This window comes from Bacteroidota bacterium, from assembly GCA_016721765.1.
Taxonomy (GTDB): domain Bacteria; phylum Bacteroidota; class Bacteroidia; order UBA4408; family UBA4408; genus UBA4408.
The window spans coordinates 691,716-715,438 of the sequence record JADKHO010000002.1 but is presented as its reverse complement, the minus strand read 5'-3'; the positions used below and the strand labels follow the sequence as shown (position 1 = coordinate 715,438).

Below are 23,723 nucleotides of genomic sequence, written 5' to 3'. Positions count from 1 at the left end.
TAGTGGATAAAGGATTAGGGTGAAAATAGGGTTAAATTTTAGTAAAAATTCATACTTTGAATAACGAATTTAATTCGTGGTAGGATACAAATATATTCAGCCATACAATAAGAATATTACCGTTGGATAAGTATTTAGCACAAATTAAAAATTGTAGATTTTACGATAAGGTGATGAACACAATAAGAACTAAGTTTTACTGCGCCTTCAACCCATATTTACGCATTTCCTTTCGGTAGGTACCATCGGTAATATCTAAGCCATCGCGTTTAAAAAATATTCCGCCCCATTGATGTTTAATTTTTTGGTATTCAATTTCAATACCTCCAGTGGTGATAAAGGTTCTATTTACGTGATAGGTTCCAAAATCAAATTCATCATAACGCACATTTTCAGGTTGAATCACTTCAGGAGGCGCGCTTTCAATAGGTTTTTCGGCAGGTGCTTGTTTAATTACCGGAGCTTCGTTTTTAATAACAGTTGTTGGTTTAGCTTTTTCGGCGGCAAGTCGGCGTTCTTCGTCTTCTGCTTTTTTCTTAGCAAGCGCATTTTTCTTTTCTTCGAGTTCGGCTTGTTTTTTTGCTTCCGCAGATTTTGTGATTTCTTCTTGTTCTGCTTTCTTTTTTGCTGCAGCCGATGCTAGTTCATCTTGTTCGGCTTTCTTCTTTGCGGCAATGGCAGCAAGTTCATCCTGTTCCGCTTTTTTCTTAGCATTTATTTTATCCAACTCAGCTTGCTCTGCATTCTTTTTTGCAGTCTCTTTATCAAGCGCTTCCTGTTCAGCCTTTTTCTTTGCTTCTGCTTTGGCAGCTTCCGCATCTGCTAATGCTTTTTTCTTTTCTTCGGCTTTAGCTGCTTCAGCATCTGCAGCAGCTTTCTTTTTTGCTTCTTCCGCATCTGCTATTGCTTTTTTCTTAGCATCTGCTTCCGCTTTCGCATCTGCTGCAGCTTTGCGTTTAGCTTCTTCTGCATCTGCCAGCGCTTTTTTCTTAGCATCCGCCTCCGCCTTAGCTAATGAATCTTTTGTAAACGCTGCTTTAGCAAGCGCTGCTTCTTTCTCCGCTTTTTCTTGAGCTTCCTTATCCGCTTTTTGTTTCTCAATCGCTTTTTTAAGTTCTTCCAACTTTTTTTTCAAGTCAAAATCCACCACACTATAATCAAATTTATTTTCAGCAGGGTCAAAGAAAACGGCACCTATCGGACTATCTAATACCGAAAAATCCACATCCGGTACACGTTTAAATAATCCAAAATTGGTAGATGCAGAGAAATTTTCTTTAACCTCCGCATCACCCGGAGTGTTTTCGGTTGAAATGGTAATTATTTTTGAAACATAACTGTTATGAGAAACCGTAATGGTGTAAGAATTGTCAGGATCTAACATAAATGAAAAACTCCCGCTATTATCAGCATAGATAGTCTTAAACGGCGCTCCGCCTTTTGTAATTTCTACTTTTGCCCCCCTCAAAAGTTCATTCGTAGCATCGTCACGCACTTTGCCTTTTACATCCAGCTTCCAGGCCTTTTGTGCCATGGTGCCAAAACTTAAAAGTAAAAGCAAGAGGGTTGAAATTAGGGTGGGATATATTTTAGAAATTCTTTGATTCATATTGTATTCAATAGTATTCTGTGCATTGAAGCACCAGAATGGAAAGTGAAATTAGCGTAAAGGATTGAGAATTCAAAACAGATGGCTAAACATTTTGTTAAGTTATATTTTTCCACCATTCGTCAAATGTTTGATGCGGTTCATCGAAGTTGATAATTTCGCCTATCCTAGGGTGAAGTAACGGGAAATTTTGTCGCATGGCTTCTGCTTTAACCCTTATTATGGGTTCATCCCAATCGTGCTGTGCCAATGCAAATTTTGCCCAATGCACCGGTAATAATTTTTGAGCCTTGAGTTCTTCTGCAGCTAACAACAGTTCTTCGGGCATCATGTGAATGTATTTCCAGTTTTTATTGTATTGGCCACATTCTAAAATCGCTAAATCAAAGGGCCCATGCTGCTTTCCAATACTTTTAAAATGTGTATCATAACCCGAGTCACCTCCTAGAAATAGTTTTCGTTTCGGAGTTTTTAAAACAAACGACAACCAAATGGCACGGTTGCGCACAAATCCTCTTCCCGAAAAATGACGCGCCGGACAAGTTTGTATTTCAAAACCATCTTCTAATAAAAGTGTTTCATTCCAATCTTTTTCATAAATGATTTCTTCTGAAAAGCCCCAATGTTTTATATGTGCCCCAGTACCAAGTCCGGTAATTATTTTTTTTATTTTTGGTTTTAATGCAACAACTGTTTTATGGTCCAGATGGTCCCAATGATCGTGTGAAATAAATAAATAATCAATTGGAGGAATATCTTCTGCGCGATAAATATCTGTGCCTTTAAAGCTTCTTGTGGTAGCACGTATGGGAGATGCACTTCCGCTCAGCACCGGATCTACTAAAATTCGCTTTCCTTCCACCTGCAAAAAATAAGTGGAGTGACCCATCCAAATCAGTACATTTTCGGTAATAGCTAACTCAAATAAGTTAGTTTTAAAAGTAGGCAATTCTTGTTTGGGCGTAATTCTTTTACTGCGTTTTAAAATAAATTCTTTAAGCACACTGCTATACGTAGCGCCCTCGGTAAGATCGGGAGTGAAGTTTAGGTTTTGGAATTTACCGTTTTTAAAATTGGGTGATTTTTGAATGGCTTCCATTTGCGCACCGCTAGCCATTTTTCCAAATTGGGATTGTTGCATAAAAATAAATCCAACTAATAGTAGAAGGATGAATACAAATAGAATCGAAATTATAATTAGCATATAATTGAGTTGAACTTCAGCAATAAATTAGGAAAGCACATGGTATTGAATGTTTAGTTTTTCAATGTACGGTTCAATACTCAACAAACTTTTATTGGGCAGTAATGTCCATGATTCATCATCGAGTGGTTCGGAAGCAAACACGATTGCATCTTTTTTTAATTTGAAATACATTGTATAATAAAGTTCATAGTCACTTTGAAGCGCTTTGTCTGTTTCATTAAAAATGCGCCACACCAATAAATTTTTTGGGCTCATTAAAAGTCCAATCAAGGAACTATATTCACACTTGTGCATTAAATTAGTGAGCCGTTTAATTATTTCTGACGACGCATTGGAGGCTGTTTGTGAAATTAAATTTTCGAGAAATAAATAGGAGTCAGAGGTGTTTCTTCGCTTTGCTTCTTCCACAAAATCATAAATGGTTCCATTGTGTGAAAAGCAATACTCAATGCCTTGTGCCTGAATGGCAAAAGGGTGAGAGCCTTCTACACGCGTTTCCAGTCCTGCAGAGGTAAGTCGGTTGTGTGCAATAAATAAATTTGAGGTGGCGGATTTTACGGTTTCAATGTAACTCGCATTCCATGCTTCTTGTCGGTTTCGTTTATGAAGTTCAATCTTATTTTCGATAGCAAATGCAAGTCCGCAACCGTCGTTATGATTTCCGCGTTCTTTTGGATTATCCGGTAAACGACCTTGTGTTGAAAGTTGTTTAAGGGAATGGGGGCAAGTAAGCATTTCTTCGAGTATGGAACTAGGCGCAATGCTGGCCTTGGCAATCATTCGGCACATGTGGTATATTTTTGAGGCCTTGCAAATTTAAAAGAAAGAAATTCATGAAGGCGACAAGAAATATTTATTCGTACGCTTTAACATTTCTACAATAAAAGAGCCGTTTACAATTTAAATTGCAAACGGCTCTTTGTAAAAAAGCAATATTATTTTAATTCACACCGTGCATCATTTTTATTAATCGCTTATAAATAGCCACTAAAATTAATGATCCTGCACCGCTTAACACAATAAATACACAAAAGAATACAAAAAGGTTCGAAATTTCGACCCCTAAAAAGCTTGGAATTTTTGCGCCCGCTTCTGCTGGTGCTTCACCCGCTCCCGGAGGTATCAATGCACTTAATGTACCTGCAAATTTGTTTGCTGCAGCATTGGCCAAAAACCAGGTACCCATAAGCAATGAAGAGAGGCGTAATGGAGCCAGTTTACTAACCATACTTAGCCCAATTGGAGATAAGCAAAGTTCTCCCATGGTATGCACAATGTATAAAGCAAATAACCAAAACATCGCAATTTTGGTTGAAGGATCTACACCATGAACTGCAAATGCAATAATTACATAGCCCAGAGCTACCAATCCTAATCCCATTGCCATTTTTAATGGTGAGGAAGGTTCCATATTTATGTTTGCTAGCTTACCCCAAATGATAGTAAAGACTGGAGCTAATATAATTATTGCTAAAGGATTTACCGATTGAAACCAAGAAGCAGGAAATTCATTCATGTGAAAGTCGTTAATATATCCTGTAAAAGTTAAGATTACCAACAAACCAATAAATATAGCTTGAAGTAACATAACAGTTTTTTTTGTCCATTCAAAAAACCAACCGAAAGCTTTTGCAAGGAAATACATTAATAAGCTAAGACTTCCTAATATTACAAATTTACTGATGTTCATTACAATGGCTCGATCTACCTGCGCATCAGCAAACAATGTAAGGGATGCACCTGCTTGTTCAAAGCAAGCCCAGAAAAAAACAACAAAAAATGCCAGAATAAAAACTACTATTATGCGCTCACATTCATCTTTGATTAGTGATTTATCGGTAAGAATTACAAGGGGCATTATCACAATTGAACCATAAATTAAATAGCCAATTAAATCAATACTTGCAATCATGTGCGCAGTTGAATTTACATCGGCAACTGCAGCCGCACCAAAAATAAAATTCATAATATTTTGATAATTCAACAAGCCAAATATGAGTGCAATGGAGCCAAGAATAACACCATATGTTTTAACATCCATAGCTGCTTTAGGCATTCCAAGTGGATTTCCTTCAGGATCTTTAAGATGTTTGTTTTTTAATAATTCAAAAGAAATTGTACTTATGATCATTCCAATGGCTGCAGCCAGAAATCCATATTTAAAATCGGCAACATTTCCTGTATCTCCCAACCCTCCACAAATAAACGGAGAAAAGAAAGCTCCCATATTTATTCCCATGTAAAAAATGGTAAATGCACCATCAATTCTTGAATCGTTTTTAGGATACAACTGTCCAACCATGGTTGAAATGTTTGGCTTAAAAAAACCATTACCAATGATTAGAAAAGTTAACCCGCCCCAAAGCAATGATAGAGAAGAGGCACTTTGCACCCCTTCAGTAACGGCACTTCCGCTTAAATAAAGTAGGAATTGTCCAACTGCCATTAATAAGCCACCAATTAAAATACTTCTTCGATTTCCCCAAAATTTATCAGAAATATAGCCTCCCAGCAAGGGTGTGAGGTAAACCAATCCGGTAAAACTGCCATAAACGTTGGAAGCTTCGGCAGACGTCATTATTAAAGCCTTTGTTAGAAATAATATAAAAATGGCCCGCATACCATAGTAGCTGAAACGTTCCCACATTTCAGTAAAGAACAATAAATACAAGCCTCTTGGATGTCCTGTTTGATTGGTTTGATTCATAAATTTTTTGGTTTAGTGTTTGGCGAATATAGTAAAATTGTGAAACTCAAATTATGCCCCGGCTGATAATAATTAAATTGTCATAATCAGCACTATTTCTTCAATTGTTTTACCTTCGTGCTCCTAAAAAATAATTTATGCAAAGCATATTTGTGATTGGTGCGGGGCGCTCTTCGTCTTCCTTAATTTCTTATTTATTGACGCATGCAAGCTTCGAAAACTGGCGAGTAAAAGTGGGAGATGTTTCCTTGGAATTAGCACAACAAAAAATTGCAGGGCATGAAAAGGGCGAAGCCATTGCATTTGACATGAATGATGAAGCACAACGCCATAAGGAAATTCAAGGTGCCGATTTGGTGATTAGCATGTTGCCGGCCAACTTGCATGGAAAAGTAGCGCAGGATTGTGTCCGTTTTAAAAAGAATTTGGTGACTGCTTCTTATGTTTCTGATGAGATGAAAACTTTAGATGAAGCAGCTAAAGAAGCTGGTATTTTATTGCTTAATGAAATTGGCTTGGATCCGGGTATTGATCACTTATCAGCCATGAAAATTATTGATGCTGCAAAAGCAGCAGGAGAGGAGATCACTTTGTTTAAATCGTATTGTGGTGGTTTGGTTGCTCCCGAAAGCAACGACAATCCTTGGGGATATAAATTTTCATGGAATCCACGCAATGTAATATTGGCGGGACAAGCAACTGCTCAATACAAAGAAAATGGGGAGTACAAATACATACCTTACAATCGTTTATTTACACAAACTGAATCAATCACTGTGGAAGGCATTGGCAGTTTTGATGGTTATGCAAATCGCGATTCCTTATCGTATCGTGCTCCATATGGAATTGAAAATATTCCTACCATTCTTCGTGGAACCTTGCGCATGACGGGCTATTGCAAAGCATGGAATGTGTTTGTGAAATTGGGATTAACCGACGATACCTATAAAATTGAGCGCGCCAACGAAATGACCTATCGCGCATTAATTGAGTCGTATTTGCCTTTCGGGAAAAAATCGACCAAAGAAAAATTGATTGAATTTATGGGTGCTGATTTTGATGCTGCTGTGCTTGAAAAGCTGGAATGGCTTGGGATATTTGACGAAACAAAAATTGAATTGCCCAATGGAACCCCTGCGCAAATCTTACAGCATTTGCTCGAAAATAAATGGTTGCTTAAACCTGATGATAAGGATATGATAGTGATGCAACATCAATTTGAAACCCGGAATACTTCCGCCCGAAAGGTAAGAAAAATTTATTCCACACTGGTTGTAAAAGGTGATGACAATGTGCATACTGCAATGGCAAAAACTGTGGGCTTGCCCATGGCCATTGCCGCACGAAAAATTTTGAAAGGAGAAATTAAACTCACTGGTGTTCGCATTCCGGTAATGAAAGAAATTTATGAGCCGGTGTTGCAAGAGTTGCAAGAGCTTGGGATTCGGTTTGGAAAGGAGGCTAGTAAGGGTTAAAATTACTTTACCTTCGGTTTAAAACAGTTGGCTTGCTTTGTGTGTGTTATTGTAGCTTTCACACAATTGAACTGATAATTCAAATGATTTGAAGCAATAGGACAAGAATTTTTAAATGATCTTTGCTAATCGCTTATCGTAATGTCATTATTTCAATTTTCATATATGGATAGTAAGGAAGTGTTGATAGTTTTCTATCTGCATCCAATTTATCATTAGCCATTAAAACCAAGTAAATTCCGGCAATGTCACTTTTTATGTAGGAGGCCAAAGGCTCCTTTTCCTCCCTTGTTCTAGCTAACCATACTGCTTTTTCGGAATTTGACTTTATAATTATAAGAAGTGTGACTTTTTAGGAGGGCATATTTCTCCTGCTATAAACTTGTTGATTTTTAATAAAGCGAAAGGTTTAATTTGATTTTATAATAGTCTAAAATCAGATTATGTTATAAAAAGCATACTTACATCGCGTCGCCAGGTACAATAGGTTCAGGCCTTATTTTCTTAGTACCACGATACATTTCATACTTTAAAAAGCGACATTCCAAAGGCCCATTGTATATCACTATTCTTCGCGAGGCTTTTAATCCAATTGAATTTACCGCTTCCCGATTACTCGAAATTATCCAGGCATCATAGCCTTGGTATTTTGATTTTAAAGTGTCACCGATACTTTTGTACAAAACGGTTACATCATCTTTATCCATGCGTTCTCCGTAAGGAGGATTCATAATTACAACCCCACCTCCTTCGGGAGCACTAGTATCTTGAAACAATTGATTTTGGATGGTGATGTCTTCGCGCACACCTGCCGATTTTAAATTATCTTTTGCAATAAATACGCTTGATTTAGCACTATCAGAACCATAAATTTTTGCTTTAAGTGGAACAATATTTCGTTTGGCTTCTGCCACAATATCATTCCATAAATCTTTATCAAAACCAAAATCACCTTGCCATTTTTGAAAACTAAATTCCTTACGGAAATAACCCGGTGGAATATTTTTAGCGTACATGCAAGCCTCTGTTAATAAGGTTCCGGAGCCACACATGGGGTCCACAAAATTGCTTTCTTTGTCCCAACCGCTCAGAAGTACCAAGCCGGCACCCAATACTTCATTCAAGGGAGCTTTATTGCTATCTAAACGGTAGCCGCGTTTGTGCAAAGAGCTGCCGGAGCTATCCAAACTTACTGTACAATCTTGTTTAAAAATGTGAATGTTTACGCGGAGTGTTGGATTATCGGTATCTACCGAAGGGCGCGCGCCAAAAGCATTTCGAAATTGATCGGCAATGGCATCTTTCACTTTCATGCTCACAAACATGGTGTTGGTAAAGGCATCGTTGGCATTGGCAACGCTATCAATGGCAAGCGTGTCGGTATGTTTCATGTACTTGCTCCAATCAATGCGTTGAATTTCGGAATACAATTCTTCCTGGTTACGCACCCGAAAAGTTTGAATGGGAAGCAACACGCGAAGGGCAGTTCGACACATATAGTTGGCCTGATACAAGAGTTTTAAATCGCCTTCAAAAGCAACGGCCCTATTTGCTTTCTCAATTTCTTTTGCTCCTAAGGCTTCTAATTCTCCTACTAATATATCTTCCAATCCCGCCAAGGTTTTGGCCAGCATATTTATATTTTTTTGCACGCTTTTGTTTTTTTGCAAAAGTAGGAAAGTAATTCCTCAAAATGGCTAAACGGCTGCAGCAAGGAATTTTGCTCGATTGGTAATTTTTTTAAGAAATTGATTGATTCGCTTTAAAAGCGCTGATTCAAAGGGTTTTAGACAACAAATTATGAAAAAGTTTTCTACATTAAAAATTATTTTAACTTTGTTTTCCCCGATAAGGAATTTTGACACCCAAACACTATTTTTATCGGATTAATTGCTTCTTATAAACCTCTAATTATATTCCTCTATGATGAAAGAACAGTATTTTAAATGGCATAACAAGCACATGAACAAAGAAATGGAGATGCTTGTATTTGGCGAGAAGGGTTATCCTGTTATTATTTATCCCACTTCGATGGGAAGCTACACACAAAACAAGGATTTTAATTTAATTGACGCGGTAGAGTGGTTTGTAAACAGTGGGTTGATAAAAGTGTATACACCATCTAGTATTGATAACGACAGTTGGTACAACAAAAAAATTCATCCCCGCGAAAGGGTATTAAACCACATACTTTATGAACAAGCAATTTTGGAAGATGTGGTGCAGCGCGCCATGCACGAAACAGGTTCGAATAAAGTAGCCATGGCTGGATGCAGTTTTGGTGCTTACCATGCCACAAATTTTGCTTTTAGGCATCCCGAATTAGTGGGATATTTAATTAATATGGGTGGAGCTTTCGATATTAAGATGCAATTGGATGGCTATTACGACGACAATTGTTATTACAACAATCCACCCGATTATATTCCCGGTCTCGAAAACCCTTCCTTGTATGAAATGGGAATTATTTTTGGAACCGGTGAGCACGATTCCTGCTTAGATAAAAATCAACGTATGAGCAACATTTTGGTTCAGAAAGGTATTCCGCATTGGCTGGATGTGCGACCGGGTGCGAATCACGATTGGCCGGTGTGGAGAGAAATGCTGCCAACTTATATTTCGCAATTGAATTTAGGGAAGTGAGCTGGAAGTATAGAGTAGTGAGTAGTGAGTAGTGAGTATTGAGTACAAAGATATAAGTACAAAGATTTAAGACTTAGATGCAGTGTAAATATTAACTTTTGTAATAACCTAAAAAAAAATCTAAAAATTAGAAAAAAGTCAATCAGCTAATCAGCTAATCAGCTAATCAGCTAATCAGGCTAATCGGCTAATTTGCTAATCAGCTAATCAACAAATAAACGAACCAACAAATCAAAACTATATAAACATGAAAAAGATAGGAATTTTACACGGACAAGAGCGCACATTTCCTGAGGCATTTGTGGCGAGAGTGAATCAAAAAAATATTCCCGGAATTGTGGCCGAGCCGGTTAGCATCGACAAAGTGATGCAAAGTGAGCCTACCGAATATGCAGTTATTATTGACCGCATTTCGCAAGACGTTCCTTTTTATCGCGCCTATTTAAAAAATGCCGCAATCTGTGGAACCGCAGTTATTAATAATCCTTTTTGGTGGAGTGCCGATGAAAAATTTTTCAATAATGCTTTAGCGGTAAAATTGGGTGTTCCGGTGCCAAAAACGGTTTTACTTCCTTCTAACCAACTCCCAACTAAACACCACTGGTGCGTCTATGAGCAATTTAAAAATGCCTTTGGATTGGGATGCTATTTTTAAATATACCGGGTTTCCGGTGTATATGAAACCACATGACGGTGGAGGATGGAAGAGTGTTTATCAATTAGATTCTGCTGAGAATTTCTTTAAAGCACACAACGAAACCGAACAATTGGTGATGATGTTGCAAGAAGAAATTAAATTTCAAGAATATTTCCGAGTGTATTGTATCGGTGGACGTGATGTGAAAATTATGCAATACGAACCGCGCAACCCGCATCATTTGCGTTATGTAATTGATGGACCTCCTGTGCCGCAAGCTTTATTGGATAAAGTACATGAGTATACCTTAACTTTATGCCATGCTTTGGGATACGACTTTAATACAGTGGAGTTTGCTGTACGCGATGGTATTCCTTACGCAATCGATTTCTGCAATCCTGCACCGGATGCGGATGTTCATTCTGTAGGCCAAGAAAATTTTGATTGGGTGGTAGAAGCCGCTGCAAACATGGCCATTCGCAGAGCGCAAGATCATAAACCTGGACAAGATAATTTAACTTGGGGTACTTACTTAAAGAACAGTGTTAAAAACGGTAGCCTAAAAGATTTGGCACAAAGCGCTCAAAAAATGGCTACGGTTTAATTTTATTGCTTTTTCAACCGATTGATGCTCGTTTTGTTTCGGAATCAGTCGGTTGAAACTTGCATTTTTTTGATTAGCTGATTTTGCTGATTGTGATTAGCTGATTAGCTAATTAGCCGATTAGCTGATTTGGGTTATTGATGATTTGCTTTTTTTTGAATAGCGCAAACAATTTAATAAACAAGCTATCAATACCATAGAAACGCAAAAACTTAATTCGCAATTACTCAATAACCAATAACCAATAACCAATATCCAATATCCAATATCCAATATCCAATAACTCAACAACCCAATAACTCAATAACTAAAAAAGTATGCCCGAATTTACACTTGGTATAGAGGAAGAATTTCAAATTATTGATCCCCAAACGCGCGACTTAAGTATGCGTCAGCACCACATTGTGGAGCGAGGGAAAGCAATATTGGCCGATAATGTAAAAGCTGAAATGCACCAGTCGGTGGTGGAGGTAGCAACCAATATTTGCAAAGATATTAAGGAAGCGCGAAAAGAAGTTACACATCTTCGAAAAGTAATTGCAGGCCTAGCATTAAACGAAAACTTGTGCATCGCCGCTGCCGGAACGCATCCCTTTGCAATGTGGCAGGAACAGCTCATCACCAATCATCCCCGATACGAAGAAATTGTAAATGAATTACAGGATGCGGCGCGCTCCAATTTAATTTTTGGATTGCACGTACATGTAGGTATTGAATCCAGAGAAGAAGCGGTTCAAATTATGAATTCGGCCCGTTATTTTTTACCACACATTTTTGCATTAAGTACCAATTCTCCCTTTTGGGAAGGCAGAAATACCGGCTATCATTCTTTTCGTACCAAAGTATTCGATAAATTTCCAAGAACCGGAATTCCTGAACTTTTTCGCAGCATTGCCGAATACGATAATTACATTAATCTTTTGGTAAAAACCAATTGCATCGACAATGGAAAAAAAATATGGTGGGACATGCGCGTTCACCCTTTCTTTAGTACAGTGGAGTTTCGTGTTTGTGATGTTCCTTTGCGCGTGGATGAAACAATTGCATTGGCAGCGGTGATGCAAGCATTGATTGCAAAACTGCATAAATTAATGAAAGCCAATTTGGATTTTAGAACCTACTCACGTGCGCTTATCAACGAAAATAAATGGCGGGCTGCGCGCTACGGCATCAATGGCAAAATGATTGATTTTGGGAAGCAGGAAGAAGTGGAAACACATGCCTTAATTATTGAATTGCTCGCATTTATTGACGATGTGGTGGATGGATTAGGAAGCAGAAAGGAAATTGAATATATTTTTCAAATGCTTAAAAACGGCACCGGTGCTGACCGTCAGTTAGCCGTGTATAAAAAAACCAACGACCTAAAACAAGTGGTGGATTATATGATCGCCGAATCAAACGCTGGATTGTTTTAATGATTTTGGATAAAACTTTTATTGCTGTTATTTCTCAATTAGTCTATTCTTTGCGATTTTCCAACTGCGAAAGAATACTTTTGCGCCCGGAATTATTTTTTCACCCTAAAATGTATGATGTCTCAATCGCCGGTTAAAGTTGCTATTCTTGATTTGTACGACAATCATCCCAATCAGGGAATGCGCTGTATTAAAGAAATTTTAGAGGAATTTAAATTGCCTTACACTATTTACGATGTTCGAGCAAAAAACGAAATTCCTGCACTTGATTACGATATTTTTATTTCCTCCGGTGGTCCGGGAAACCCTTTACCGGTGCATAGCGATTGGGAAAAAAAGTATTTTGAGTTAATCGATTCCTTGCACGCCAACAATTTAAAAAAGGATACTAAGAAGAAATATGTGTTTTTTATTTGCCATTCCTTTCAAATGGTAATGCATCATTTTAGGTTGGCACAAATTACCAAACGAAAATCGCCTTCTTTTGGAGTGCTTCCGGTGCATAAAACGCACGAAGGTCAAAATGAAAAAATACTAAAAAATTTAAAGGAACCATTTTATATTGTCGACAGCCGCGATTATCAAATTGTGCAGCCCAATCGCGAACGGATGCAAAAAATGGGTGCAAGTATTCTTTGTATCGAAAAAGAAAGACACCATGTGCCTTTGGAAAGAGCCATTATGTGTGTGCGCTTTGATAAATATTTTATTGGAACTCAGTTTCATCCCGAAGCTGACGTAAAAGGTATGATATTACATTATCAAAATCCTGAAAAAGTAAAGCAAACCATTGACGCTTACGGAGAAGCAAAATACAATACCATGATTGAAGGTTTAAACGATGCTGAAAAAATTAAGAAAACGCACAGCGAAGTACTACCTTCTTTTTTGAAAGCTTGCCTTGCCGATTTAAGCTAAAACCTTAATTTTAGTCTGCCATTTTTGCTAGTTTAACAGTAAAAATGTATCTCCTGCCTAGATACGGTATTAATTTTTTTAATACGAGTTTGCTCTTGCAAATTTTTCAACAGTGTATTGAATTATGTTCAAAAGTTTAGCACCTGATTTTTGGCAGAAACACTTCTTATGTCCTTTCTTTACAATAATTTTTAAAAAAGAATTCTAATACTACATTATATGAAGCTCAAGTTCTCTCCAAAATTGTTTTTCCTAGTACTTGCTGTATTTAGTGCATTCGCGCTACAAGCGCAGGTTGTTCGACCATTTGAAGTGTATTATAAGAACAACCAAAAGGGAGGTATAGTATACATTTCCAATGTAAGCGTGTCTTGCGGTAATCTTGCCGGATGCGCTGCTGCCGAAAATGAACTCGCGCCTGCAGGAACAACCCAAAACAACGACTTCATTCAATCGTATGTCGATGTGGATGCGGATGGCACCACCTTTATGTCTTCCAGCGATAGTTTAAACTTGCCGGCTTGTAGTAACATTACTTACGCCGGATTATTTTGGGGAGGCTCCGTGAATAACGCTACACCTAATTTTGCAAATCGCAATAAAATTAAAATTTCAGCCAACGGAAGTGCTTATGTTGAACTGGATGCAGATTCATTAGTGAGCAACAATTCTGGTTCTATCACTTATCACTGCTATAAAAACATTACTTCACTGGCGCAAGGATTTGGAAGATTTGCGCGTTACACCATTGCCGATTTAGTTACGCAAACCGGCACTGCCAATCGTTTTGGTGGGTGGACATTGGTTGTGGCTTATAGAAATGACTTGGAATCTTTGAAGAACTTAACAGTGTTTGGTGGGGTGGCTAATATCAGCACCACTTTTACTCCTGTTCAAATTGATTTAACCGGATTTTTAACTCCCCCAACCGGACCGGTTACCCTCGAAATGGGTGTTGTGGCCTACGATGGCGATAGAGGTTTTGTACAGGATAGTTTATATTTTAATGGTGCAGGCACTTATATTTCGGTGAACGATGCATTAAATCCTACCCGCGATATTTTTAATAGTACCATCGAAAACAAAGGAGTGGAGAATCCTTTCCGCGTGCCGCTTTTACACAATACCATGGGTTGGGATGCCGATATTTTTGCACCCGATAACAGCAGCAAAAATTTCATTGGAAATAATGCCACTTTTGCGTCCCTTCGCTTGACAACCGGAAATGAAAATTATTATGCACAAGTAGTAACTACTGCGATTGATGTATATGAGCCGGATATTAGAATTGGAAATACAACTGTTGATATAAATGGCGCTCCACTTAATCCGGGCGATACACTAGAGTATACCGTAACCATTCAAAATTTAGGTAGCGATGTATCTATAAATTCAATTCTAATCGACACCATTCCTTTTAACCTCGATTATGTGCCCAACTCCATTAAAATAGTTGCCGGGCCAAATCAAGGAAATAAATCAGATATTGCCGGCGACGATCAAGCTGAATTTGATGCTGTTGGAAACCGTGTGGTGGTGCGTGTTGGAACAGGTGCTGATGCAGTTAACGGCGGTGCAATTATTGATAATCCTACTGGTGCCGATAGTTCCACTTTTAAATTTAGAGCTACTGTTACCGAAGAATGCATAAAATTACGTTGCAGCGGATTTGTAAATTCGATTGCTGCCGGGGTTGGAACCGGACAGCTTTCCGGAAATACGCAAGCAAATTATAGTAACCCAAGTATTTTTGATGGCAGTGGTTGTCCAATTCCGGGATATACCAGCACAGTAATCAATTTACCTCCATCTTGCTCACTTCCGCCGGATACAGCGTTTAGCTCTTGCCCTCCTTTCTTATTTTCATCATTAGCAACTGCACTTCCTGGCTATGTGTATTATAATTCAGGATTTAGTCCGGTTGCTGTAGCAACAAGTAGTGCCACCTATTTTGGTATTAAAACCTTAACCTTAGGTTGCACCGATACAATTGCATTAAACATTACTATTTTCCCATCACCCGCATTTACATCTGTAACCAAAACCGACCCTGTTTGCGGTGCTCCAACGAGCGGTAAATTTGTATTGAATGGAATTAATCCAAACGATTCAATTGCATTTACTATTGGCAATGCGCATAATAATGCAAGCCCTTATGTAGTGGTATCTTCTATTGTGCCGGCCAATACTTTTCAAAATTTAACTTCTGGCGCATACACCATCCGCTTAAAAAATGCCACCAGCTGTACACTTGACCAAACAATAATTTTAGCACCCGCAGCCAACTGTGCGCCAACAGCCGTAGATGACGTATTCTCGACAGGTGAAGATAATCCCTTAAGTGCTGATGTGTCTACAAATGATTCAGACTTAAATGGTGATCCGCTTACGTATTCAATTGTTACAAACCCAACAAACGGTGCAGTGTTGATGAATGCCAATGGTACTTTTACCTATACACCTAATCTAAATTACAATGGACCCGATTCATTTACTTACAAGGTTTGTGATAATGGAGCACCTTCCTTATGTGATACAGGCCTCGTAACGATTACAGTTAATCCGGTAAACGATTCACCAATTGCTGTTGATGATATTGAAACTACCGATGAGGACATTTTTTTAAGTTCAACTGTGGCTACCAACGACTCGGATTTAGAAGGCAATACGCTTGAATTTGCAATACTTTTCAATCCCTTGAACGGTCTTTTATTGTTGAATACTGATGGTAGCTACGATTACATTCCCAATCCTAATTTTAATGGTTCAGATAGTTTTACATATACGGTTTGTGACGATGGTATTCCAAGCCTTTGCGACACCGGAATTGTTACGATTACTGTAAATGCCGTAAATGATGCACCCTTGGCTGTGGATGATTCCTTTTTAACCGGATTAAATATTTTGGTGAATGGAGATGTTTCTCCTAATGATAGTGACATTGATGGAGATCAACTAACTTTCTCTGTGGTTAGTAATCCTGCAAATGGAATTGTTCTTTTTGCTCCGGATGGCAGTTTTACGTATACTCCCAATTTAGGCTTTACCGGCAACGATACCATCACCTACCAAGTTTGCGACAATGGAATTCCTTCCTTGTGCGACACAGCAATTGTTGTTATTGGCGTAAATACAACCAACCTTAGTCCGATTGCTATTGATGATGCAGCCCAAACAGATGAAGATACTTTTTTAAGTGGCGATATTGCTGCAAATGATTTCGATCCCAATACAGATCCAATAGTGTTTTCTGTGCTTACAAGTGCATCAAATGGTACAGTGGCTATGACCTTTAACGGAGTATTTTCATACACTCCGAATTTGAATTTTAATGGAACAGATTCGTTTACTTATTTAGTATGCGACAACGGTATACCTTCGTTATGCGATACCGGCTTGGTAACAATTACTGTTAATCCAATTAACGATGCCCCTGTAGCAATTGACGATGCTATATTTGGCGGATTTAATTTACCTGTAAGCGGAAATGCCTCTGCCAATGATTTTGATGTGGATGGCGATCCCCTTACATTTAATTTAATTTCAGGTCCCGATAGTGGAATTGTAATTTTTAATAACGATGGAACTTTTACCTACACTCCCAACAACAATTTTATTGGAAATGATACTTTGGTTTATTCCGTTTGCGACAATGCTTTGCCATCGCTATGCGATACCGCAATTGTGGTGATTGGCGTAAATACTACCAATTTAGCACCAATTGCTGTTAACGATACTAACCTCAATACCGATGAAGACACTGCCTTAAATGGAGATGTGAGCACCAATGACTCCGATCCAAATGGCGATCCACTCACCTTTGCACTTTTCTCCAATGCCGCTAACGGAAACGTAGTCCTAAATTCAGATGGAACTTTTACTTACACACCCAATTTGAATTTTAATGGAACGGATACTTTTATTTACACTGTTTGTGATAATGGAATTCCAGCGCTTTGTGCCAATGCTACAGTTAGTATAACTGTAAATCCGGTAAATGATGCCCCGCTGGCTGTTGATGATGTGAACTTTACACCAATTAATTTAGCAGTAAATGGTGATGTTTCAACTAATGATTCGGACATTGATGGAGGAGATACACTTAGCTTCACAATTCTTATAAATGGTGCGAATGGTGCTGCGTTAATGAATGCAAATGGACAATACACCTACACTCCCAATAACAATTTTGTAGGAAATGATACTTTGACTTATGTGGTGTGCGATAATGGTGTGCCTTCACTGTGCGATACTGCCATTGTTGTAATAGGAGTAAATGTGATCAACAATGCACCAACAGCACTTAACGATACGTTAACTGTTAATGAAGACAATATCTTAGCTTCATCGGTTGCTACAAATGACTCGGATGTAAACGGCAATATTTTAACTTTTAATTTGCTCACATCATCCACCCATTCAAGCTCCTTAATTATGGGAACGGATGGCAGTTTTAGTTATGTGCCAAATCCAAATTATAACGGACCGGATAGTTTTACTTATGTGGTGTGCGATAATGGTTCACCTAGCTTGTGCGATACGGCTACAGTATTTATTACTGTCTTACCGATAAACGATGCGCCGCTTGCCATAAATGATACTAATTCCACCGTAATTCCACTTCCGGTTAGTGGTGATGTTTCTGTAAATGACTCCGATATTGATGGGGATGTGTTAACCTATACAATTTTAACAAATGGCTCAATTGGAACAGCAATATTAAATGCCAATGGAACATATACCTACACACCAAATGGTACTGTCGGTAACGATGTGATTACTTATGTGGTTTGTGATAATGGTACTCCTTCGCTGTGTGATACGGCTCAATTGGTAATTTCAGTGAGCAGTTTAATTGCACCACCAACTGCTGTTGATGATGCTTTCACTACCAATGAAGACACTCCTTTAACAGCTGATGTTTCCACAAATGACTTAACTAATGGTAGCACTGTTCTTTACTCTGCATTGGTGCAGCCGGCGCATGGTGTATTGGTGTTCAATAACAATGGAACTTTTACGTATACACCCGCTACCAACTACAATGGACCGGATTCATTTAGCTATTTGATTTGTGATAATGGTTTACCGATTACCTGCGATACAGGTTTGGTAAACATCACTGTAACTCCGGTTAACGATGCGCCGGTAGCTGTGGATGATCTCTCTTCTACCAATCAAAATGTTGCCGTGAATGGTGATGTTTCTCCTAACGATAGCGATGTGGATGGTGACCCACTATCATTTAGTGTAATTATAAATCCACTGCATGGTACGCTTACTTTTAATACGAACGGAAGTTTTGTGTATACCCCTGCAACCGGATTCTCGGGTAATGACACATTAACTTATACGGTGTGTGATAATGGTACACCTGCATTATGTGATACTGCAATTGTTGTATTTAATGTAATTCAAGTGGTAGTTATCAATCAAGCACCGATTGCAATCGACGATACGTTCTCTACAAATGAGGATACACCACTTAACACCGATGTTAGCCTAAACGACAGCGATCCTAACGGAGATGCATTATCCTTCAGTGTACTTAATACAACGCTTAATGGTACGCTTACCTTGAATGCGAATGGTACATTTACCTACACTCCAAATTTGAATTTTAATGGTTCAGATAGCTTTACTTATGAAGTTTGCGATAATGGAGTGCCAACACTTTGTGATACTGCAGTTGTTTCGATTACAGTTGTTGCGGTAAATGATGCGCCTATTGCCAACGACGACAGTTTTGTGACCAACTTTAATACTCCAATTGCTGCAATAGTAACAGCAAATGATTCGGATGTGGATGGCGATCCATTAACTTATACAATTGTTAATTTACCAAGTAGCGGAACGCTAACTTTTAATTCAAATGGTTCCTTTAATTACGTTCCAAATGCAGGATTTACAGGTAATGATACTTTTGTGTATAGTGCATGCGACAATGCCGGAACACCGCTTTGCGATCAGGCAACTGTAACCATTACCGTTATAGCGGATGTTCCATTCGCGCTAATCGGAATTGCTAAGTCGGTTGCGCCACCTGTGCTGCAAACCAATGGTTCATTTGCAGTGGTATATAAAGTTGTTGTGAAGAATTATGGTACCAGCGCAGCTAGCTTTGTGCAAGTTACCGACGATTTGAGCGCAACCTTCCCGGCACCGGCAACTTTTACAGTAAGCAGTTTACAAGCAACAAACTTATTAACCAATTCATTGTACAACGGTAGTACAAATACAAACCTGCTCGAGCCTCAAACAAATACGCTAGCAGCCGGTGGAGTGGATACGCTTCGATTAACCTTGTTAGTAAATCCAAATGGCGCAATTGGACCATTTAATAATTCAGCGATTGGATCTGCATTGTCTTCGCTTCCTGATTCATCTGTTAATGGATTAAATCCTGATCCGGATGGAAATGGAAATCCAAACGAAAGCGGAGCAACACCTTTGAGCTTCTCATCAAAAACTCAAATTGGACTCTCAAAAATTGCCAGCGTTTCGGATATCAAATCGGATGGAACTTTTGATGTGACCTACTCATTTGATGTTCAAAATATGGGAACTGTTCCATTAACTTCTATCGATATAATTGATAATTTATCGGTGACTTTCCCATCGCCTGTAACTTTTAGTGTATCAAGTATAAGTGCTGGTGGCGGATTAGTTACGAATAACAATTACACAGGAACAGGCAGCAACATTAATATACTTAATCCTCAAGCAAGCAGCATTGCACCGGGTGTTACCAGTACCGTTGTGCTTAAAATAAATGTAAATACGAATGGAACTTCGGGTACCTTCCTAAACTCTGCCGATGCACATGGCACCGGACCAAATGGGAATCTATCAAAAGATAAAAGTAATAACGGACACATTGATAATGACCTCAACGGAAATCCGAGCGACCAAGGAGAGGATATTGCTACACCGGTAACCTTGAATGGAATTGTAGACGTTACACCGGTTGAATTATTCATCCCGCAAGGCTTTACGCCGGATGGCGATGCACAGAACGAAAATTTTGTTATTCGCGGACTTTCAAACTATCCGGATAATCGCCTCACCATTTATAATCGTTGGGGAAATATTGTGTATCAAAAAACAGCCTACGATAACAGCTGGAATGGCTTATCCGATAAAGGCGATGGAAAAGTAACACAAGGCACTTATTATTACGTGCTCGAGCTCAGCGCCGATGATTTGGAGCCACGCAAAGGCTATGTAGTAATTGAATATTAATCCTGGTAACAGTACAATAGGAATAAATTTTTAAAAAGAGAAAGATGAAAAAATTCGCACATAAAAAACTGATTGCAATAATGCTTGTGCTTTTGGCAAGTGCCGGAACCAAACTCATGGCGCAATACGATCCCATGTTTACGCAATACATGTTTAACGAAATGTTTATCAATCCGGCTTACGCGGGAAGTAAGGAAGCATTAGCTATTAATGCGCTACACCGCCAGCAATGGGTGGGTTTTGAAGGCCGCCCGGTTACTACAACGGTTTCGCTGCATGGGCCGCTTGCTAATAATAAAATGGGCATAGGTTTAAGTTTGCTCAACGAAAAAATTGCAGACGGAAAATTGCGTCGGAATTTGGCCTACTTGACGTATGCGTATCGTATAAAAACAGGAGAAAAGGGCCATTTAAGTTTTGGTTTAATGGGCGGTGTGCATGTGCAATCAAACAATTATGCCGAGTTGCAAACCACCGATTTAAATGATGTACGCTTTTCAGCTAATACCGGAAATGTGCTCACACCAAATTTTGGTGCAGGAATTTATTATTCCACTCAAAAATTTTATGCAGGGGTTTCACTTCCACGGATGGTGGCTGATAATTTAAGTATTACAAGTGGTGGAGATGTACTTAAAAATACCGCTATAGATCCTTCTAAGTTTCATTATTACTTTACTATGGGACGTGTTTTTGATGCAGGTGCCGATTTAAAATTGAAACCACAAATTATGGTGAAAGCAGTAAAAAATGCACCCGCCGAAATTGATGTCAACCTCAATGCCTTGATAATGGAAAAATTATGGATTGGAGCATCTTACCGCTCTAAAGCCGATATGTCTTTTATTGCCGGTCTTCAAATTAATCCGCAATTTTTGATAAGTTACTCCTACGATTACAGCCTTTCTAAAATTCGTGATTTTTCGAGTGGCTCGCACGAAATTGGCTTAGGCTATGTATTTGGCTTTAAAGGAAACAAAATAATTTCTAACCGTTATTTCTAAGCTTTAGTTTAAACGTGTCGCATCTAAGAAGAAAATAATATTGATAAAAATGAGTTCAGTTATGATACCAACAAGATCCCTCGCAAGCATAGTATTAGCTACCCTATTACTAGTTTCAACGGCTGTATTTGCACAAAATAAAATGCTCACCCGAGCCAATAGTTTATACGATGCTAAATCCTATAGCGAAGCAATCGAAAAGTATGTAGCCGTTTTAAAGAAAGACAAAAGCAATGCGGATGCACTTAAAAAAATTGCAGATTGCTATCGGCTAAATAACAATACACTCAAAGCAGAAGAGTATTACACGCAACTCTACACGCTAAAAAAAGCAAGCCCCGACGAAATTATTTATTATGCGCAAAGCTTAATGAGTAATGGAAAATACAGTAAAGCAAAAGAAATTTTAGCTGCCCCACAAGTTGCTTCGGATGCACGCACTTCTAATTATACACGTGGTTTAACTGATCTATCGGTTTATTACAAAGATTCTGCAGCGGTGAAAATTAAAAGAGAAGTTGCTTTAAATTCCGATGAAAATGATTTTTGTCCGCAACTCTTAAAAAACGATGTTGTATTTACATCTACGCGCCAGCGAACCGAGTGGATACGTGAAGAACATACTTGGAGTAATAAAGTGTATAACCTGATTTATATTTCGAAAAAGGAGGGAAGCACTTTTACAAAACCAAAGGAATTAAAAAAGGAATATAGCTCTAATTATAACGATGGTCCATTATGCTTTTCAGCTGATACTAAGAAAATGATTTTCACTGCAAACAGCCTGGCAGAGAATAAAAAAAGAACCAACAATGAAGTGGTTCGATTGCAATTATTTACCACTACTTATAATGCTGAAGAGAATTCTTATGAAGGTTTGGAAGCCTTTCCATACAACAACGATGCATATAATTGCGCGCATCCTGCATTAAGTGCCGACGGAAATATACTTGTATTTTCATCCGACATGCCCGGTACTTTGGGTGGAATGGATTTGTGGGTAAGCTCCTTGGAAGGTGGAAAATGGGGAAAACCGGTGAACTTAGGAGATAAAATAAATACCAAGGGGAATGAAGTTTTTCCAACGCTTGGCGCTGATAATACACTTTATTTTTCTTCCAACGGTTGGGATGGATTAGGAGGACTTGATTTATATTCAGCTTCCGGTACAAATGGATCTTGGGGGAATGCAAGCAATATGAATGCTCCATTTAGCAGTTCTCAAGATGATTTCGGAATCACACTCGACAAAGACGCTAAAACCGGTTATTTCAGTTCAAACAGAGGTGGTAAAAACAACGATGATGATATATTCTCTTTTTCACGCAGCAATGTTCAACAAAAGAAAAAATATGTAATCAACATTAAGGATGAAGATTCAAAAGCAATGCTGGCTTCCGAGTTGGAAGTAAAGGAAACGAAATCCGGTAAGGTGACAAATCTTAACAAACAAGATGGAGTGTATACACTTGAACTAATGCCCGGAACAGAATGTGAGCTTAGTGCAAAGGCGGATAAATACATTTCAAAAATGGAAAAATTTGCAGCTTCCGCTGAATCAACAGATATTTTATTGAAAAAGGAAATAGATAAAAATTGCATCAACGGAATTGTGTTGGATAAATCGGCTAATAGTACTCCTGCTCAAGATGCAACTGTTGTAATTAAGGACAATACCGGAGCAAAAGTTTTTGAAACCGTAACCGGTGTGGATGGAAAATACAGTAAATGCGATTTGGATAAAGAAAAAACATATACTGTAACCACCAGTAAAAAAGGTGGATATTTTACTAAAACCGAAGGATTGAAAGTTCCTTCTACTGAAGTGAAAACAACCGAACTCGAAAAAATTGTAGTGGGTAAAGCAATAAAAATTGATAACATCTATTTTGATTTAGGTAAGTCCGCTATTCGCACTGATGCTGCAAATGAGTTGGATAAAACTGTTCAAGTGTTGATCGATAATCCGGATATCATTGTAGAACTTAGCTCACATACCGATTGCCGTGGGTCTGCGGCCTCTAATTTGGCACTTTCGGAAGCACGCGCTAAATCTAGTGTGGCATACATTATCAGCAAAGGCATCGATAAAAAAAGAATTGCTGGTAAAGGCTATGGCGAAACCAAATTAACTAACACATGTTCCTGTGAAGGTACTGTTAAATCAGCCTGCTCTGAAGCAGAACACCAGCAAAACCGAAGGACAGAATTTAAAGTTACCGGATTCGCTAAATAACTTAGATAACTTTTCATTCGAAG

General features: G+C 38.5%; 13 protein-coding genes and 1 pseudogene. 8 read left to right on the top strand and 6 right to left on the bottom strand.

Translation table 11 applies throughout. From position 1 onward, the window contains the following. Nucleotides 1-196: 196 nt before the first annotated feature. From IPP32_11335 to IPP32_11320, 4 genes are all read right to left on the bottom strand, one after another. A complete protein-coding gene (locus tag IPP32_11335; protein MBL0048673.1) occupies nt 197-1,609 on the bottom strand; it encodes a carboxypeptidase-like regulatory domain-containing protein in 1,413 nt (470 codons plus the stop codon). 97 nt (nt 1,610-1,706) lie between these two features. After that, nucleotides 1,707-2,813 (bottom strand): MBL fold metallo-hydrolase, encoded by a 1,107-nt coding sequence (locus tag IPP32_11330; GenBank protein MBL0048672.1) that lies wholly within the window; start codon nt 2,811-2,813, stop codon nt 1,707-1,709. Between the two features lie 27 nt (nt 2,814-2,840). After that, on the bottom strand, nt 2,841-3,605 hold the full coding sequence (locus tag IPP32_11325; protein MBL0048671.1) for a class II glutamine amidotransferase: 765 nt from the start codon (nt 3,603-3,605) through the stop codon (nt 2,841-2,843). A gap of 151 nt (nt 3,606-3,756) precedes the next feature. Beyond that, the gene (locus IPP32_11320; GenBank protein ID MBL0048670.1) at nt 3,757-5,523 is read right to left on the bottom strand and encodes a peptide MFS transporter; all 1,767 of its coding nucleotides are present in this window, start codon (nt 5,521-5,523) and stop codon (nt 3,757-3,759) included. A 137-nt stretch (nt 5,524-5,660) separates the two neighbouring features. Here IPP32_11320 and IPP32_11315 point away from each other — a divergent pair, with 137 nt between their 5' ends. Further along, nucleotides 5,661-6,998, top strand: a complete 1,338-nt coding sequence (locus IPP32_11315) for a saccharopine dehydrogenase NADP-binding domain-containing protein (protein MBL0048669.1) — start codon at nt 5,661-5,663, stop codon at nt 6,996-6,998. Between the two features lie 133 nt (nt 6,999-7,131). On the opposite strand, the gene IPP32_11310 is transcribed toward IPP32_11315, so the two are convergent. Beyond that, entirely contained in the window at nt 7,132-7,269 is a 138-nt protein-coding gene (locus IPP32_11310) for a hypothetical protein (GenBank protein ID MBL0048668.1), read from the bottom strand. A 190-nt stretch (nt 7,270-7,459) separates the two neighbouring features. Next, a complete protein-coding gene (locus IPP32_11305) occupies nt 7,460-8,632 on the bottom strand; it encodes a class I SAM-dependent RNA methyltransferase (protein ID MBL0048667.1) in 1,173 nt (390 codons plus the stop codon). Nucleotides 8,633-8,924: 292 nt separating this feature from the next. Between IPP32_11305 and IPP32_11300 the strand changes: the two genes are divergently transcribed. The 7 genes and pseudogenes from IPP32_11300 to IPP32_11270 all read left to right on the top strand — a co-directional run bounded on the left by IPP32_11300 (nt 8,925) and on the right by IPP32_11270 (nt 23,700). Beyond that, complete coding sequence (locus IPP32_11300; protein MBL0048666.1) at nt 8,925-9,641, top strand: esterase family protein; 717 nt, start codon at nt 8,925-8,927, stop codon at nt 9,639-9,641. A 247-nt stretch (nt 9,642-9,888) separates the two neighbouring features. Then, nucleotides 9,889-10,882 (top strand): annotated as a pseudogene (locus IPP32_11295) (hypothetical protein). Between the two features lie 317 nt (nt 10,883-11,199). Continuing rightward, a complete protein-coding gene (locus IPP32_11290) occupies nt 11,200-12,300 on the top strand; it encodes a carboxylate-amine ligase (protein ID MBL0048665.1) in 1,101 nt (366 codons plus the stop codon). A 114-nt stretch (nt 12,301-12,414) separates the two neighbouring features. Next, complete coding sequence (locus IPP32_11285; protein MBL0048664.1) at nt 12,415-13,218, top strand: GMP synthase; 804 nt, start codon at nt 12,415-12,417, stop codon at nt 13,216-13,218. A 219-nt stretch (nt 13,219-13,437) separates the two neighbouring features. After that, nucleotides 13,438-20,460 (top strand): tandem-95 repeat protein, encoded by a 7,023-nt coding sequence (locus tag IPP32_11280; GenBank protein ID MBL0048663.1) that lies wholly within the window; start codon nt 13,438-13,440, stop codon nt 20,458-20,460. Between the two features lie 44 nt (nt 20,461-20,504). After that, nucleotides 20,505-21,464 carry a type IX secretion system membrane protein PorP/SprF gene (locus IPP32_11275; GenBank protein MBL0048662.1) on the top strand — a complete coding sequence of 320 codons (960 nt, stop codon included), beginning with the start codon at nt 20,505-20,507 and terminating at the stop codon, nt 21,462-21,464. Between the two features lie 61 nt (nt 21,465-21,525). Continuing rightward, entirely contained in the window at nt 21,526-23,700 is a 2,175-nt protein-coding gene (locus IPP32_11270; protein MBL0048661.1) for an OmpA family protein, read from the top strand. Nucleotides 23,701-23,723: the final 23 nt, after the last annotated feature.